The sequence below is a fragment of the Streptomyces sp. NPDC001941 genome, assembly GCF_040296945.1.
GTDB lineage: Bacteria > Actinomycetota > Actinomycetes > Streptomycetales > Streptomycetaceae > Streptomyces.
Window position 1 is genome coordinate 1 of sequence record NZ_JBEOYE010000021.1, and the last position, 14,888, is coordinate 14,888.

Below are 14,888 nucleotides of genomic sequence, written 5' to 3' on the forward strand. Positions count from 1 at the left end.
ACGGCTGACGGCTGACGGCTGACGGCTGACGGCTGACGGCTGACGGCTGACGGCTGACGGCTGACGGCTGACGGCTGACGGCTGACGGCTGACGGGTATCAGACGCCGAGTGACAGATGACGGCTGACAGTCGGCGGGCGGGCAGATTTCAGCTGACGGCCGTCAGCTGGCAGAGAACAGAGAACAGAGAACAGACGACAGATAGCCGATATCAGATGACGGATGACGGATGGCAAACGGACGTATCTGTCAGGTCGGGCGCACCAGCTCCCACGTCGTCACCCCGTAATCCAATGTCATTCCGTGCCGCTCGTACAAGGCCAGTGCCCCGTTGCTGTTGTCCGTGTCGACGCCCAGGCCGATCCGGTCGCGGCCCAGTGCCGCGTAGTGACCGAAGGCGTGGCGCAGGAGGTGGCTGGCCAGGCCGCGGCCGCGGGCCGGGCGCAGGACACCCAGGTTGCCGATCCAGGCCATCGACGCGCGGTCGTTGTTCGTGCGGACGGCGGCCACGTCGCCCAGACCGTCGACGTTGACGATCCAGATCAGGGACCAGTCGACGGTTTCGGCGTCGATGTCGTCGAGCCACTGGGCGTACGTGCGGGGCTGGAAGTCGAAGTGGTCGGCGAAGGACTCCTGGAGGAGGGCGTGGGCGAGGCGGCGGTCCGGTTCGGTGTGGCAGGGGCGGAGGGTGACGCCCGGGGGTGGGGTCGGGAGCGGGTCGGCGGCCGGGGAGAGGGGGCGCTCCATGACGTTGTAGCGGCGTACGGGACGCCAGCCCCGGGCGCGGAGGGCGGCGGGGTCGGTGGTCGGGTTGAGGGTGAGGTGGAGGTGGATGACGGCGCGGTGGGCGCCGTTGGCGCGGGCGCGTTCGGTGGCGCGCGTCTCCATGAGGTCGAAGAGGTGGTGGGCCTCGGGGGTACGGCCGGGGAGGCCGTAGTGGTCCATGTCGACGCGTTCGCCGCCGGAGTCGTCCCAGACCATGCCGTAGCCGATGAGCCGCTCCCCCGCGTACTGGAGCCAGGTGTCGTGTGCGAGGTCGATCTCGGGGTGCTTGAGGTCGGCGCGGACCTGGGCGAGGTCGGTGTCGGGGCGGCCGATCTCGATCTCGTCGATCTCGTTGAGCAGGGCGCACACCCGAGGTGCGTCGTCGAGCGTGGCGGGGCGCACCGTGGTGCCGGGCGGGGCCGGTGCGTGGGCCGGCGCGGGTGCGTGGGCTGGTGTGGGCGCGGGTGCGGGCGTGGCCATGCGTTCCACTGTCCGGGTCCGGGTGCCGCGTGCGCAACGCGGTTTCCGCGCGCACGAGTACTCCGCTCACGGGTACTCCGGGTCGCGGTCCTGTGGGGCGGGGCGGTGCCCGCGTAATCGGGCGCCGGCGAAGCCGAGCGCGCAGGTGCCGGCCACTCCGATCGCGTACGGCCAGACCTTCGTCCAGTGGGCGGCCAGGACGAGGACGAGGACGGCGGCGGCTCCGCCCGCGCCGGCCCGTACCCAGCGGCGTGTCCGGCTCGGGGCGGTGCCCGGCTTTCGTCGTCTTCCCGCGGCGCAGTCCATCACGATCCCCCGATGCGTCGATGTGTCCGTCGTGGTGCGGACTTCCATGGAAGCAGGCGGGGCTGACAATCGGGTGACGATTGGCAACGGATGGTAGTGGGTTGCGGTCGACAGGTCCGGGCACCGCGGGCGGTCAGGCGGGGCGGACCCAGTGCGGGTCGCGGCCGAGGAAGCCCAGGAGCTGGGCGGCGCGGCCTTCGGCGGGGTCGACGGTGCGGGCGGGGGCGAAGACCCGGTAGGCGTCGCGGAGGGTGTCGGCGAGGCGTTCGGCGGCGACCCAGAGGCCTTCGGCGAGTTCTTCGCCGAGCGGGTGGTCCTGGCCGGTGGCGACGGCGATGTCCCAGGCGTGGACGCCTGCGTCGAGGGCGGCGGCGGAGGCCGCGACGCCGGCGGGGAGGGGGCCGAGCGGGGTGCTGACGTCGGCCGTGCCGGCGGGGAGGCCGGCGTAGGCGGCGTGGACGCGGGTGAGTACGTGGCCGAGGCGTGCGGCGTGGTCGGTGGTGAGGGTGTCGGCGGGCCGGAAGGCGTCGGTTTCCGGGGCGTCCTCGCCGGTGAGGGCGTACCCGTATGCCTGCTGGTCGAGGCGGGCGTGGTTGAGGACCTGCCGGACGGTCCACTGGTCGCAGGGGGTGGCGTTGTCCCAGGCGTCGGCGGGTACGGCGGCGGCGGCTTCGCGCAGGTAGGCGTGGGCTATTTCGAGCGTCTTGAGTCCGGCGTCCTGGGTGGCGTACGCGTTCACGGGTGTTCCCCAACTCTCTTTTTTTCCGGGCCTGTTCCCGGTTCCGGCCTTGTTCCCGGTTCCTGATGAGCACGTTACGCGGAGTTGCGGACAGTTGCGGTCCTCGATGCGGTCAGGGGGCGGGCGGGGCCAGGGCGGCGGTGACGGCGGCCTCGGCGTGTAGGCGGGCGGTCGGGAAGAGGGGGACGGGGCTGTCCTCGGGGCGGACCAGGAGTTCGATCTCCGTACAGCCGAGGACGATGCCTTCGGCGCCGTCGGCGACGAGTTGGCGGATGATCTCGCGGTAGGCGGCGCGGGAGTCCTCGCGTACGACGCCGAGGCAGAGTTCGTCGTAGATGACCTGGTGGACGAGGGCGCGGCCGGCGGCGTCGGGGACGCGGACGTCGAGGCCCCCGGAGGCGAGGCGGTCCCGGTAGAAGTCCTGCTCCATGGTGAAGGCGGTGCCGAGGAGCCCGACGCGGCGCAGGCCGGCGGCGCGCACGGCGTCGGCGGTGGTGTCGGCCAGGTGCAGGAGGGGCAGCGGGGTGGCGGCTTCGACCTGGTCGGCGACCTTGTGCATGGTGTTGGTGCAGAGCAGGAGGAGGTCGCAGCCGGCGGCGTGGAGGGCGCGGGCGGCGTCGGCGAGGATCCGGCCCGCTTCGTCCCAGCGGCCCTGGGCCTGGAGTCGTTCGATGTCGGCGAAGTCGACGGAGTAGACGACGCAGCGTGCGGAGTGCAGGCCGCCGAGGCGGCCGCGGGTGAACTCGTTGACGTGCCGGTAGTACTCGGCGGTGGATTCCCAGCTCATTCCGCCGATGAGGCCGATGGTGCGGGTGCCCGTACCCGCGCCTGGGCCGATGCCCGTACCCGTACCCGTGTGCGTGTTCATGCCGTGCTCTCCCGCCGTCCCGCTCTCCGGTTCACCTTTCGAACCATAAGCCATGGGCGATGACGGCCGGCAATCCATAAGTCGCGCTTTGATGTGGCATTCATTCCGCCGAGGCGAGGGTGCTGGCGCCCGCTCCGATCTTGGTCCATTCCGTCCCCCGGCCGGTCCAGCGGGTGACGGTGCGGTGGTCGGTGGAGATGCGGTAGACGGCTCGGCCGTCCACGATGAGTTCGGCGCCGGCCGGCCCGATGGCGGTCCAGGAGCCGGGGGTCCCGTCGTACTTGAAGATCTGGCCGCCGTCGCCGACGGCGAACAGCCCGGCGCCGCCCGCATGGATCCGCTCGGCACCCGCGCCGATGCGTATCCACTCCTCGCCCCGGCCGGTCCACTGCCAGATGCCGGTGCGGTCGGCGTCGAGCGCGTAGGCGTACTGGTCCCCCACGGCCAGGTCGGCCACGGGCGGCCCGATCGTCTCCCAACGACCCGGCTCCCCGAGGTACTTGAGGATGCGTCCGTCGTCGCCGCTCCTGACGAAGAGGCCCGCGCCGCCCGCGCGGATACCGCTGGCGGCGCCGCCGATGCGCTCCCAGCTGTCGCCCCGGCCGCCCCAGCGCAGGACCTCGTTCCCGTCGGCGGAGATGGCGTAGAGGCCGTCGCCCGCGATCGCGTATTGGTGGCCGGGGGCTCCGATGGACGTCCAGAAGTGCGCGGTGCCCTCGTACTTGAAGATCCGGTCGTCGTCGGGCTTGGTGACGAAGAGGCCCGCGCCGCCCGCGTAGACGGCGGCGGCCTCGGGGCCGATGGGCGTCCAGTCGGTGCCCGCGCCGGACCACTGCATGAGCCGGGCGCCGTCGGCGGAGACGGCGTACACCGCCGGGTTCTTGGCCACGTCGCCGGCCATGGACGGGCCCCGCGGCTGCGGGGAGACGACGGCCGTCCCTGGCACGCCACGCACACCGGTCTGGGGCTGGGCGGCCCCGACCCCGGGCGCGGGGGCCTTGGCGAGAGGGGTGGGGCTGGGGGCGGCGGCCTCGGCGGCACCGCCCCCTTCGGTGGCGCCGTCGACCGGCAGGTCGGGGGCGAGCGGCGCGGCCCAGGTCGGGTGGTCGGACTCCAGGTGCTCCTCGGGCAGTTGGCGCGAGGCCGCGTTCGCGGCGAGGAGCGCGGTGGCGGCCGCGGCGGCGAGGGCGAAGCGGCGGGTGTGGACGTTGCGGTGGAGGGGGGTAGGCGTGGGAGTGGGGGCGGGATGGGGAGTGGCGTCGGTGGGGGCCGTGGTGTGCGCCGGTTCGGGATGGGCCTCGTCGACGGCGATGTAGGTGTCGGTGTCGGTGTAGGTGTGGTCGTGCCGATGGCGTTGTACGTGAGGGGCCGACCAGTCCGTCGCCGGGGCGCCGGATATCGCGGCGTCGAAGATGGCCGTGTCGAAGTCGGCGTTCCCGGCGGGAGCCGCGGACCCGAAGGCCGTGGCGCCGTGCGCTTGCGCGTACGGGGAACACGGCTCGGGCTGCCGGGCCGGGCGGACGAGATGGGTGACGTCGACGCGGAGGGCGGCTACGCGTTCGTGGAGCTGGGCGGCGAGCGAGGCCCAGGGGATTTCGCGGGCGGTCGACGACAGCAGCAGGGGCCGGCCGTCGGGGTCGAGGGTGCCCTGGCCGACTCCGGCGAACTCCCGTGCGTCCATGATGAGTTGTCGAGCATGTTGCTTGACCGTGCGGAGGGCGTGGAGCCGGTCGTGGGCGGCGGCGAGGCGGTGGGCCTCCCCGCCCGTCCCCGTAGGTGCGCCCGCGCCCGTGCCCGGCGGGTTGCGGGATTCCAGGCGGGTGATGAGGGCGAGCAGGATCTCGGCGAGGCGGTCGGTCTCGGCGAGTTCGCGTTCGGCCCGCAGGCGGGCGGTGCGGGCGGCGGCCTCCGCGTCCGCGCCGGAGGGGCAGGCGCGGCGGCGGGCGGCGGCCCGCAGTTCGCGTTCGGCCTCCAGCGCGGCCTCGTACAGCTCGGCCGCGCGGGCCAGGGTGAGCGACCGGTCGTGCGGGTCGGGCACGCGGTCCTCGATGACCGCGCGGAGCCGCCCCAGCGGCGCTACGCGCGCGCCGGACCGATACTCCTCCCATGCCCCGCGACTGCTCCCGTAGCGTCCCGCCAGTTCGCGGGCGGACATGCCTGCGGTCAGTTCCCTCAGAAGGGCGGCGAGGAAGTCGGCCTGCGCGGTCACCGCTCCCCCGAAGTCCCGCCGAGGGCTCCCCGTTCTGCCCATCGTCGATCCCCCAGTAGCAACACCGGCCTCGCCGTCGGCGGAGCCGGAGGACTACTCGGAATCCTGCTACGCACCACCAGAAGCCCGCCCCCCGCAAGCGACACAAGTGACCGATTCTTTCGCATAGTTGGCGAGACCCGAGGGTACCAGAGCGTCCCCGGGCGGTTACTGAGGGTTCGGCGGCGGAAGTTGGCCGGGTTTCCGTTGGTTTCGGGGGTTCGGGGTGCGGGGTTCGGGGCTGGAGGGCGGGGCCTGGAGGGGGCAGCGGTTTCGTCTCCGCGAAAGGCTGCCCCCCTGCGGGCTCAGCGGGCGTGCAGGATCCTCAGGGCTTCGGCGAGGGCCGTGTCGCGGGTGTCCTCGCGGACCTCGGTGACGAAGTCACCGGTACGCCGGTGGGGCGGGATGCCCCGGCCGTCGAACGTCTCACCCGTCCGGGTCAGGAACTCCTCGTTCGGCAGGCCGAATTCCCAGCCGCCCGGCAGGGAGCGTTCCATCACGTCGGAGTAGACGCCCTGGGTGGCGCGGCCGATGCGCGTGGTGGGGGCGGGGCGTTCCATGAGGGCCTGGGTGAACGTCTCGCCCGCGCTGTAGGTCTCGCCGCCGGTGAGTACGGCGAGGGGGCCCGCGTAGTGGCCGGGCTCGCGCGGGGAGCCGGGGGCGGGCTTGACGTACAGCGGCTGCGGGCGGGTGAAGCGGGTCGGGTCGTCGGGGTCGTTGCGCGCCCGCTTGGCGTACGCGAAGTACGGCCGGTCGGTGAGGTGTCCCGCGAGGCGCAGGGCGAGGTCGTCGGAGCCGCCGCCGTTGATGCGCAGGTCCAGGACGAGGCCGCGCAGGCCGGGGGTGAGGACTTCGGCGAGGGCGCGGTCGAGTGCGGCGCTGTCGAGGGCGTACGTACGGCCGTCGGGGCTGTAGCCGCCGAACCCGGAGATCCTCAGGTAGCCGATGGAGCCCGGGAGTTCGGCGAACTGGATGCGGCCGTTGGCGTACTGGCGCAGCGTCCTGCCACCGAGCCCGGTCCGCTCGATGTGGCGCTGGGCCTCGGCGTCGAGGTCGGGGCCGGGGATCACGGTGCCGGGGCGGGGCTCGGCGAAGGTGCCGGTGTCCCCGGCGTCGAGGCGGACGTGTGCGTCGTGCAGCGGGGCGAGCATCTCGCGGAACACGGCGAAGAGTTCGGCGTCGGTGGTGTCCGGGTGGATGCGGGGGCGGTAGCGGTCGCGTTGGGCGTGCCAGTCGATGCCCTTGGCGGCGAAGAAGGGGTAGTTCTCCTCGAAGGTCTGCCAGAACACGTCGAAGTCGGCGAGGGGTTCGGTGGGCGGGGTGGTCGGTGGAGTGGTGGGTGGGGTGGTCGGTGGGGTGGTCGGTGGGGTGGTGCGGCAGAGGTCGGGGAGGGCGGCGGTGCGGTGGAGCGTGCGGTCGCCGGCGGAGCCGTCGAGGTGGAGGGTGGCGGTGGGGGGTGTGTTGGTGGGGGTGGGGGTGCGTGTGGGGCGGATGCGGTAGGTCGTGCCCTTGTTCTCGTACGTGTACGTGTACGCGCCGGGGCGTCCGGCGGTGCCGGAGAAGGTGGCCGTGTCGCCGGGCAGGCAACTGATGGCGGTGGTCTGGTACTCGCGGAGGCTGCCGTGGTCGATGGCGATGACGGTTCCGTAGCCGTCGGTGCGCCAGATGCCGTCGGCGCCGTTCGCCGGGGAGTCCTTGGAGGGGGTGGAGCCCTTGGAGGGGGTGGAGGGGGCTGAGGTCGCGGTGGCCGGGGTCGCGGTGAAGGCGGCCGTGCCTGCGGCGAGGGTGAGGAGGAGCGTGAGGGCGGTGGGTGTGTGGCGCACGGGGTCCTCGTCGTCGGTGGTGGGGTCGGGTGGAGTGGGGTCGGGGCGGGTCGTCGTCGTGTGCCTCATACGATCGTCCGCCGCTGCGGCGGGGGACATCCCGCTGGCTGGCGGGGTGTGGCGGGGGCAAGCCCCCGGGGCGGGGTGGGGGTGGGCCTGGGGTGGGGTGGGGGTGAGTGTGCGGGTGGGGTGGTTGTGCGGGCTTTGGGGAGGCCCCTCCCCGCCCCTTCCCGAAAGCCTCCGGCGGTTGGGGCGACAGGTTTCCGGGGCTCCGCCCCGGGTCCCGAGCGGGGCTGCCGGCCCGGAGGCAGCACGACCACGGCGGGCACCCGCCCGCACCTCCTCGGGGCTCCGCCCCGGACCCCGCTCCTCAAACGCCGGAGGGGCTGGAGTGACGCGAGCGCGCCGGGCCTGACCCCCAGGGGCCCGTCGTCCTCGCCCCTGGCGGGTGCGATCCTTGGGGGGTCAGCGTCGTGTTGTCACGCCCGGCCTCCGGCCGAGTTTCCCGTGCGTTCCGGAGGCACCTCCCCTTGAGCACCCTCAGCGCCGAAGTGGTGTCCGCGGTCCTGCTGGTCGCGGTCCTCGCCTTCGCCGTCGTACGTCCCCGCGGCCTTCCCGAGGCCCTCGCCGCCGTGCCCGCCGCCGGGGTCGTCGTCCTGCTCGGGGCGCTCCCGCCCCAGCAGGCCCGCCAGCAGGTCCAGGAGCTGCTGCCGGTCGTGGGGTTCCTCGCCACCGTCCTCGTACTGGCGCAGTTGTGCGCGCGCGACGGGCTGTTCGCCGCTGCCGGGGACGCCGTGGCGCGCTGGTGCCGGGGCAGTGCGACGCGGCTGCTCGGCGGGGTCTTCGCGGTGGCCTCCGCCGTCACCGCCGTACTGAGCCTCGACGCGACCGTCGTGCTGCTGACCCCCGTGGTCTTCGCGACGGCCGCCCGCGCGGGTGCCTCCGCCCGGCCCCACGTGTACGCCACCGCGCACCTGGCGAACTCGGCCTCCCTGCTGCTGCCGGTGTCCAACCTGACCAATCTGCTCGCCTTCACCGCGAGCGGGCTGTCGTTCACCCGGTTCGCCGGGCTGATGGCGCTGCCCTGGCTCGCCGCGATCGCCGTGGAGTACGCCGTCTTCCGCCGGTTCTTCCGTACGGACCTGAAGGCGACGCCGACCCCGCCCGAGCCGGTCGCGCCCACGCCCGTGCCCGTGTTCACGCTGGTGGTGCTCGCGCTGACGCTGGCAGGGTTCGCCGTCGCCTCGTTCGCGGGCGCCAGCCCGGCGTGGGCGGCGCTGGCGGGGGCGGTGCTGCTCGCCGTACGGGCGCTGGCCGGGCGGCGGACGACGGTGCGGGAGGTGGTGCGCTCGGCCGACCTGCCGTTCTGCGTGTTCGTCCTCGCCCTGGGCGTGGTCGTGAAGGCGGTCGTCGACAACGGTCTGGGGGACGCGCTCGCCCGGGTGGTGCCCGACGGGTCGTCGCTGCCCGCGCTGCTCGCCGTCGCCGCGGTGGCCGCGCTGCTCTCCAACGTGATCAACAACCTGCCCGCGGTGCTCGCGCTGCTGCCGATCGCCGCCCCGGCCGGCCCCGGGCCGGTGCTCGCGGTGCTGATCGGCGTCAACGTCGGCCCCAACCTGACGTACGCCGGGTCGCTGGCCACGCTGCTGTGGCGGCGGATCCTGAACTCCCACGGCACCGCGCCCGAGCTGGGCCGCTTCACCCGTCTCGGGCTGCTGACCGTCCCGGTGACGCTGGGCGTGGCCACCGTGTCGCTGTGGCTGGTGCTGCGGGTCGTCGGGACGGGGTGAGCAGCACCCGCCAGGACCCTCGGGGTGAGCCGTCGCGCCGATCCGGCCGACACTACGCGGTGTGATCTTCCCTCAGCCCTCCGTATCCCCGATGCTGGTGCCGATCTTCACGGATTCCGTGGTTTCGCACCGGACAGCGGTCCGGGGGCCACGCACGGCGGACGGAGCGCACCCCACCATGGCGGACAAGGCCGGACTGGACCGACGCGGCTTCCTGACCCATGTGGTCGCGGCCCCCACCCTCACCGTCGCCGTGTCGCTGCTGCCTGCCGGGGAGGCCGTGGCCGCTCCGGGTGCGCAGGAGCGGGCGTCCGGCGCCGCCGGGGGGCTACTGCCCGGGCTGGCGCCCGATCTCGGTGACGTGCTGATCCTCGCGGGGCTCCCGACGTCCCTGCTGCTGACCCTGGAGGTCGGCGAGGACGGCACCGTCGTGTTCGGGCTGCCGCGCACCGAGGTCGGGCAGGGGCTGACCACGTCGGTGGGCATGCTGGTCGCCGAGGAGCTGGACCTGCCGCTGGAGCGGGTGCGGGTGCGGCTGGACGACGCGCGGCCCGAGCTGCTGTTCAACCAGCTCACGGGCAGTTCCAACTCGATCCGTTCGCTGTACGGGCCGGTGCGGGCGGTCGCCGCGGCGGCCCGGTCGCGGCTGGCCGGGGCGGCGGCCCGGCAGTGGGGCGTGCCGGTGGGGCGGCTGGTGACGCGGGACGGTGCGGTCGTGGCGCCGGACGGGCGGTCCGCCGCGTACGGGACGCTGGCCCGGGCGGCGGCGTCCGCGCGCACCGAGGCGGTGGCGGGTACGCCCAAGGCGGTGGCGGAGCAGCGTCTGGTGGGGACGCCGACCTCCCGGGTGGACGCGCGGGCGATGGTGACCGGGCGGCAGCGCTACACCCTGGACCTCGACGTGCCGGGGGCGAAGCCGTGCATGGTGCGGCGTCCGCCGGCGGTGAACGGCACGGTGGAGCTGGTGCAGAACCTGGACGAGGTGCGGGCGATGCCCGGGGTGCTGGCGGTGGCGGTGATCCCCACTGGTGTGGCGGTGGTCGCGGAGACGTTCGGGCAGGCGCTGGCGGGCAAGGAGGCGCTGCGGGTGGTGTGGGGTCCCGGTGGGCTCGACGACGTGTCGGACGGGGACGTGCGCTCGCTGCTGCGGGGGGCGGTGCCGCCGTTCGTGCTGGGGCTGCCGGGGCGTGAGGTGGACGCGGAGTTCGAGTTCGCGCCGGTGAGCCACGCGCCGCTGGAGACGAACTCGGCGGTGGCGGACGTGCGGGCGGACCGGGCGACGGTGTGGACGTCGACGCAGGCGCCGATCGCGGCCCGGTCGGCGGTGGCGCTTGCGGTGGGGCTGCCGTCGTCGCGGGTGGAGCTGAAGGTGGTGCAGGGCGGGGGTTCGTTCGGGCGGCGGCTGTTCTTCGACGCGGCGGTGGAGGCGGCGCGGGTGTCGAAGGCGGCGGGCCGGCCCGTACGGCTGATGTGGTCGCGGATCGACGACATGCGGCACGGGCGGATGCGGCCGCCCACGTTCCACCGGTTGCGGGCGACGCTGCTGGCGGGGGCGGTGGCGCGGTTCGAGCACCGGATGGGGTGCGTGGAGACGGACTTCCGGCACGGTCTGGGTGAGGCGCTGACCGCGGGGGCGACGCACCTGCCGCCGTTGAACGGGGCGTTCGGGCAGACGTTGTTCCACCTGTCGGTCGCGTCGCCGTACGGCTTCCCGGCGGTGCAGTCGCTGAGCGAGCTGCCGCTGCGGCTGCACACGGGGTCCTGGCGCGGGGTGTACTCGGGTCCGGCGCGGGCCGCCGAGGAGGTGTTCGTGGACGAGGTCGCGGGGCGCCTGGGCCGTGACCCGGTGGAGTTCCGGCGGGCGCACCTGCGCGAGGCGCACCAGCGGGCGGTGCTCGACAAGGCGGCTTCGCTGGGGAGTTGGGGGCGGTCGATGCCACGGGGTACGGCGCAGGGCATCGCGTTCCACGAGGAGTACCGCTCGTGCACGGCGTGCCTGGTGGAGCTGGACGCCCGGGATCCGCAGGCGCCGCGCGTGACGCGGGCGGTGGTGGTGGCGGACGTCGGCAGGGCGGTGAACCCGCGCGGGGTGGAGGCGCAGTTGCTGGGCGGTCTGACGGACGGGATCGCGACGGTGCTGCGGGCCGGGCTGCACTTCGACAACGGGCTTCCGCTGGAGGGCAGTTACTCGCAGTTCCACTACGCGCGGCAGAAGGACTCGCCGACGGACGTGCGGGTGCACGTGATGCCGGACCGGGGTGAGCCGGGCGGGGTCGGGGAGCTGGGGGTGCCCGCGGCGTCGGCGGCGGTCGCGAACGCGTTCGCGCGGGCGACGGGTCGGGTGCCGCGTTCGTTCCCGGTGAACTTCGAGGTGGACTTCACGCCGTTCCCCCGCTGACCGCACCGCCCTCGCCCGTCTTGCCCTTCCCCTTTCCGCTCGCGCTTCGAGGAGTACGTCTTGCCCCAGCACACCTTCACCGTGAACGGCCGGTCCGTGTCGGTCGAGGCCCCCGACGACCTGCCCCTGTTGTGGGTGCTGCGCGACCTGCTCGGGATCACCGGGCCGAAGTACGGCTGCGGCATCGACGTCTGCAAGGCGTGCACCAGCCATCTGGACGGGGAGGCGGTGAACCCGTGCGTGGTGCCGGTGAAGGAGGTCGAGGGGCGTGAGGTGACGACGATCGAGGGGCTGGCGGACGGGGAGCGGCTGCACCCGGTGCAGGAGGCGTGGCTGGAGCAGGACGTGGCGCAGTGCGGGTACTGCCAGCCGGGGCAGATCATGGCGGCGGTGGCGCTGCTGAAGCGGACGAGCGAGCCGACGGACGCGGACATCGACGCGATCGCGAACGTGTGCCGGTGCGGTACGTACTTCCGCATCCGGGAGGCGATCAAGTCGGCCGCGGCGCGCATGCGGGTCTGAGGCCCGAGTCCGTGCGGGTCCGGGCCCCCTAGGAGCGGGCGTGTCCGATTTCGACCATTCCCGCTCCCCTTCCGACCTCGTGCGCGGGGGCCGGGATCCCCAGGATGGAAGGCGTACGGAGCAATCGGCTCCGTTTCCTTCCTCGCTCTCTGGGGGCGAAAATGAACGCACGGCCCCTGTCCGCGCCGGACGCAAGCGGCGTCGGCTCCACCACCGGCCCCGCGCCCGGCCCCGCGCCCGGCCCCGCGCCCGGCCCCGCCGGCGCGGGGCACGCGCACGGCGGGTTCCTCGGCGGGCGCGGCGAGCCGGTCTTCGCGGCGCTGGCGGCGGTGACCTTCCTGACCGGTCTGGGCCTGGACCTGTTCACGACGGGTCTGGGCGGGCTCTCGCTGGGCCTGTTCGTCGCCACGTACTTCTTCGGCGGCTTCTTCACCCTGCGCGAGGCGGTGGCCACGGTGCGGGCGCGCCGCTTCGAGGTGGACTTCCTGATGCTGGTCGCCGCCGCGGGCGCGGCGGCGGTCGGCCGCTGGGAGGAGGGCGCGGTCCTGCTGTTCCTGTTCAGCGTGGGCCACGCGCTGGAGTCGTACGCGATGGGCCGGGCGCGGCGCTCGATCGAGGCGCTGGCCTCGCTGACGCCGCGCACGGCGGTGCTCGCCGACGGGCGTGAGGTGGCGGTGGAGGACCTGGGCGTCGGGGACACGGTGCTGGTGCGGCCGCACACCCGGATCCCGGCGGACGGTTTCGTGCGGGCGGGCACCAGTGCGGTGGACCAGGCGCCGGTGACGGGCGAGAGCGTGCCGGTGGACAAGCGGCCGGCCGACGACCCGGTGGCGGCGCTGCGCGCCCCGGAGTCGGTGGGCGGGGACAGCCGGGTCTTCGCGGGGACGGTCAACGGGGCGGGCGCGCTGGAGGTGACCGTGACGAGCCTGGCGGCGGACAACACGCTGGCCCGGGTGGTGGAGCTGGTGCGCTCGGCGCAGGAGCGCCAGTCGCCGACGCAGGTGTTCACCGACCGCTTCCAGCGGGTGTTCGTGCCGGTGGTGCTGGGGGTGGTGGTGCTGCTGCTCGGGGCGGGCCTGGTGGTGGACGAGCCGTTCTCGGCGACGTTCTACCGGGCGATGGCGGTGCTGGTGGCGGCGAGTCCGTGCGCGCTGGCGATCGCGACCCCGGCGGCGGTGCTCTCGGCGATCGCCCGGGCGGCCCGCAGTGGGGTGCTGGTCAAGGGCGGGGGGCCGCTGGAGGCGCTGGGGCGGCTGAGCGCGTTCGCGTTCGACAAGACGGGGACGCTCACCGAGGGGCGGCCGCGGCTGACGGACGTGGTGGCGGCCGAGGGCGTCGGGGAGCGTGAACTCCTGGTGACGGCGGTGGCGGTGGAGCGGCTGAGCGACCACCCGCTGGCGGTGGCGGTGGCGCGGGACGCGGCGGCCCGGCTCGACGGGGGCGACGCGGTGCCGGAGGCGGGCGGGTTGACGGCCCTGGTGGGCCGGGGCGTGCGGGCCGAGGTGGCGGGCGAGCCGGTGTGGGTGGGCAGTGCGGCACTGTTCGACGAGGTGCCGGGGGCCGCCGCGGACGCCGGGTTGCTGCGTACGGTACGGGAGTTGGAGGAGCGGGGCCGTACGGTGATGGTCGTGCGGCGCGGGGAGAGGTACCTGGGCGCGCTGGCGGTGATGGACACGCCGCGCCCGGACGCGGCGGTGGTGGTGGCCCGGCTGCGGGAGCTGGGGGTGCGCCGGACGGTGCTGATCTCCGGTGACAACCAGGCGGTGGCGGGCGCGGTGGGCCGGCAGGTCGGGGTGGACGACGCGCGCGGCGGGCTGCTGCCGGAGGACAAGGTGCGGGCGGTGGCGGAGCTCGACCGGACGGCCGGGCGGGTGGCGATGGTGGGTGACGGCGTGAACGACGCGCCCGCCATGGCGCACGCCACGGTGGGGATCGCGATGGGCGCGGCGGGTTCGGCGGTGGCGCTGGAGACGGCGGACGTGGCGCTGATGGCGGACCGGCTCGACCGGCTGCCGCTGGCGACCGGGCTGAGCCGGAGGGCGTCGCGGGTGATCAGGCAGAACCTGTGGTTCAGCCTCTCCGTGGTGGCCGTGCTGGTCCCGGCGACGGTGCTGGGCCTGGGCATCGGTCCGGCGGTGCTGGTCCACGAGGGCTCGACGCTGGTGGTGGTCGCCAACGCCCTGCGGCTGCTGGGCTACCGCGAGCCGCGCGCGGCCGGGTGAGGGCCGACCCCGTGGCGTACCGTGTCCGCCGCCCTCGCGGGGGTGGCGGACGCGGTGGCGCGTGCGGTCAGGTGGCGGCGCGGGCCCGGCGGTGGGCGGCGACGCGTTCGCGGGTGGCGCAGCGGCGCGAGCAGTAGCGGCGCTCCAGGCCGCGGCTCTGGGCGAGGAAGACGTTGCGGCAGGAGGGCGAGGCGCAGGTGCCGCCGGGCGGGCGCTGCTGGTCCCAGACCAGGACGGTGAGGGCCAGGCAGGAGGAGGCGAGGAAGCGTTCGCCCCAGGGCGCGTCGTCGTGCCGGTCCAGGCGCGGGTGCCAGGGGGTGCCGCCGCCGTGCGAGGTGAGGCGCAGGTGGTGGGCGCTGTCGCGCAGCAGGGTGTTGAGGAGGGCGGCGGCGGTGTCGGCGTCGGGCGCGGCGAGGACGGCGCGCAGCGGGACGGCGGCGGCCCGCAGTTGGGTGATGTCGTCGGGGGTGAGGTCGAGCGGGCCGGGTTCGCCGTGGGCGCGCAGGACGTCGGCGACGGCGGCCGGGTCGGGCCGCTCGGGTGCCAGGGCGTTGACGAGGTCGGCGGTGCGGCGGGCGGTGGCCTGGACGGAGTGGCGGGGGTTCCAGTCGGCGCCGGGGCGGGTGATGTCGGCGGTGCCGGGCGGCCGGGGCGCGGCGGTGAGCCGGGCCGCGGAGGGGCGGGGGACGGGCGGTGGGGGCACGAGGGGTCGGGACACGGGGGCAAT

The 14,888-nt window shown here is 74.5% G+C and carries 11 protein-coding genes; 4 read left to right on the forward strand and 7 right to left on the reverse strand.

What is annotated here, in order from left to right; all coding sequences use genetic code 11:
* Nucleotides 1-249 precede the first annotated feature (249 nt).
* From ABT160_RS16600 to ABT160_RS16625, 6 genes are all read right to left on the reverse strand, one after another.
* On the reverse strand, nt 250-1,245 hold the full coding sequence (locus ABT160_RS16600; RefSeq protein WP_351648123.1) for a GNAT family N-acetyltransferase: 996 nt from the start codon (nt 1,243-1,245) through the stop codon (nt 250-252).
* A gap of 66 nt (nt 1,246-1,311) precedes the next feature.
* Nucleotides 1,312-1,599 (reverse strand): hypothetical protein, encoded by a 288-nt coding sequence (locus tag ABT160_RS16605; protein ID WP_351648125.1) that lies wholly within the window; start codon nt 1,597-1,599, stop codon nt 1,312-1,314.
* Nucleotides 1,600-1,684: 85 nt separating this feature from the next.
* A complete protein-coding gene (locus ABT160_RS16610; protein ID WP_351648127.1) occupies nt 1,685-2,290 on the reverse strand; it encodes a TIGR03086 family metal-binding protein in 606 nt (201 codons plus the stop codon).
* Nucleotides 2,291-2,402: 112 nt separating this feature from the next.
* A complete protein-coding gene (locus ABT160_RS16615) occupies nt 2,403-3,158 on the reverse strand; it encodes an aspartate/glutamate racemase family protein (protein ID WP_351648129.1) in 756 nt (251 codons plus the stop codon).
* A gap of 100 nt (nt 3,159-3,258) precedes the next feature.
* Nucleotides 3,259-5,367 carry a hypothetical protein gene (locus ABT160_RS16620; protein WP_351648131.1) on the reverse strand — a complete coding sequence of 703 codons (2,109 nt, stop codon included), beginning with the start codon at nt 5,365-5,367 and terminating at the stop codon, nt 3,259-3,261.
* A 344-nt stretch (nt 5,368-5,711) separates the two neighbouring features.
* Nucleotides 5,712-7,298 carry a S41 family peptidase gene (locus tag ABT160_RS16625; protein WP_351648132.1) on the reverse strand — a complete coding sequence of 529 codons (1,587 nt, stop codon included), beginning with the start codon at nt 7,296-7,298 and terminating at the stop codon, nt 5,712-5,714.
* Between the two features lie 461 nt (nt 7,299-7,759).
* Between ABT160_RS16625 and ABT160_RS16630 the strand changes: the two genes are divergently transcribed.
* From ABT160_RS16630 to ABT160_RS16645, 4 genes are all read left to right on the forward strand, one after another.
* Nucleotides 7,760-9,019: an SLC13 family permease gene (locus tag ABT160_RS16630; protein WP_351648134.1), complete on the forward strand. Its 1,260-nt coding sequence runs from the start codon at nt 7,760-7,762 to the stop codon at nt 9,017-9,019.
* 178 nt (nt 9,020-9,197) lie between these two features.
* Nucleotides 9,198-11,417, forward strand: coding sequence for a xanthine dehydrogenase family protein molybdopterin-binding subunit (locus ABT160_RS16635; RefSeq protein WP_351648136.1), 2,220 nt, complete (start codon nt 9,198-9,200; stop codon nt 11,415-11,417).
* Nucleotides 11,418-11,477: 60 nt separating this feature from the next.
* Nucleotides 11,478-11,939: a (2Fe-2S)-binding protein gene (locus ABT160_RS16640; protein WP_351648137.1), complete on the forward strand. Its 462-nt coding sequence runs from the start codon at nt 11,478-11,480 to the stop codon at nt 11,937-11,939.
* 161 nt (nt 11,940-12,100) lie between these two features.
* The gene (locus ABT160_RS16645; protein ID WP_351648139.1) at nt 12,101-14,161 is read left to right on the forward strand and encodes a heavy metal translocating P-type ATPase; all 2,061 of its coding nucleotides are present in this window, start codon (nt 12,101-12,103) and stop codon (nt 14,159-14,161) included.
* A 67-nt stretch (nt 14,162-14,228) separates the two neighbouring features.
* On the opposite strand, the gene ABT160_RS16650 is transcribed toward ABT160_RS16645, so the two are convergent.
* On the reverse strand, nt 14,229-14,789 hold the full coding sequence (locus ABT160_RS16650) for a CGNR zinc finger domain-containing protein (protein ID WP_351648268.1): 561 nt from the start codon (nt 14,787-14,789) through the stop codon (nt 14,229-14,231).
* Nucleotides 14,790-14,888 lie beyond the last annotated feature (99 nt).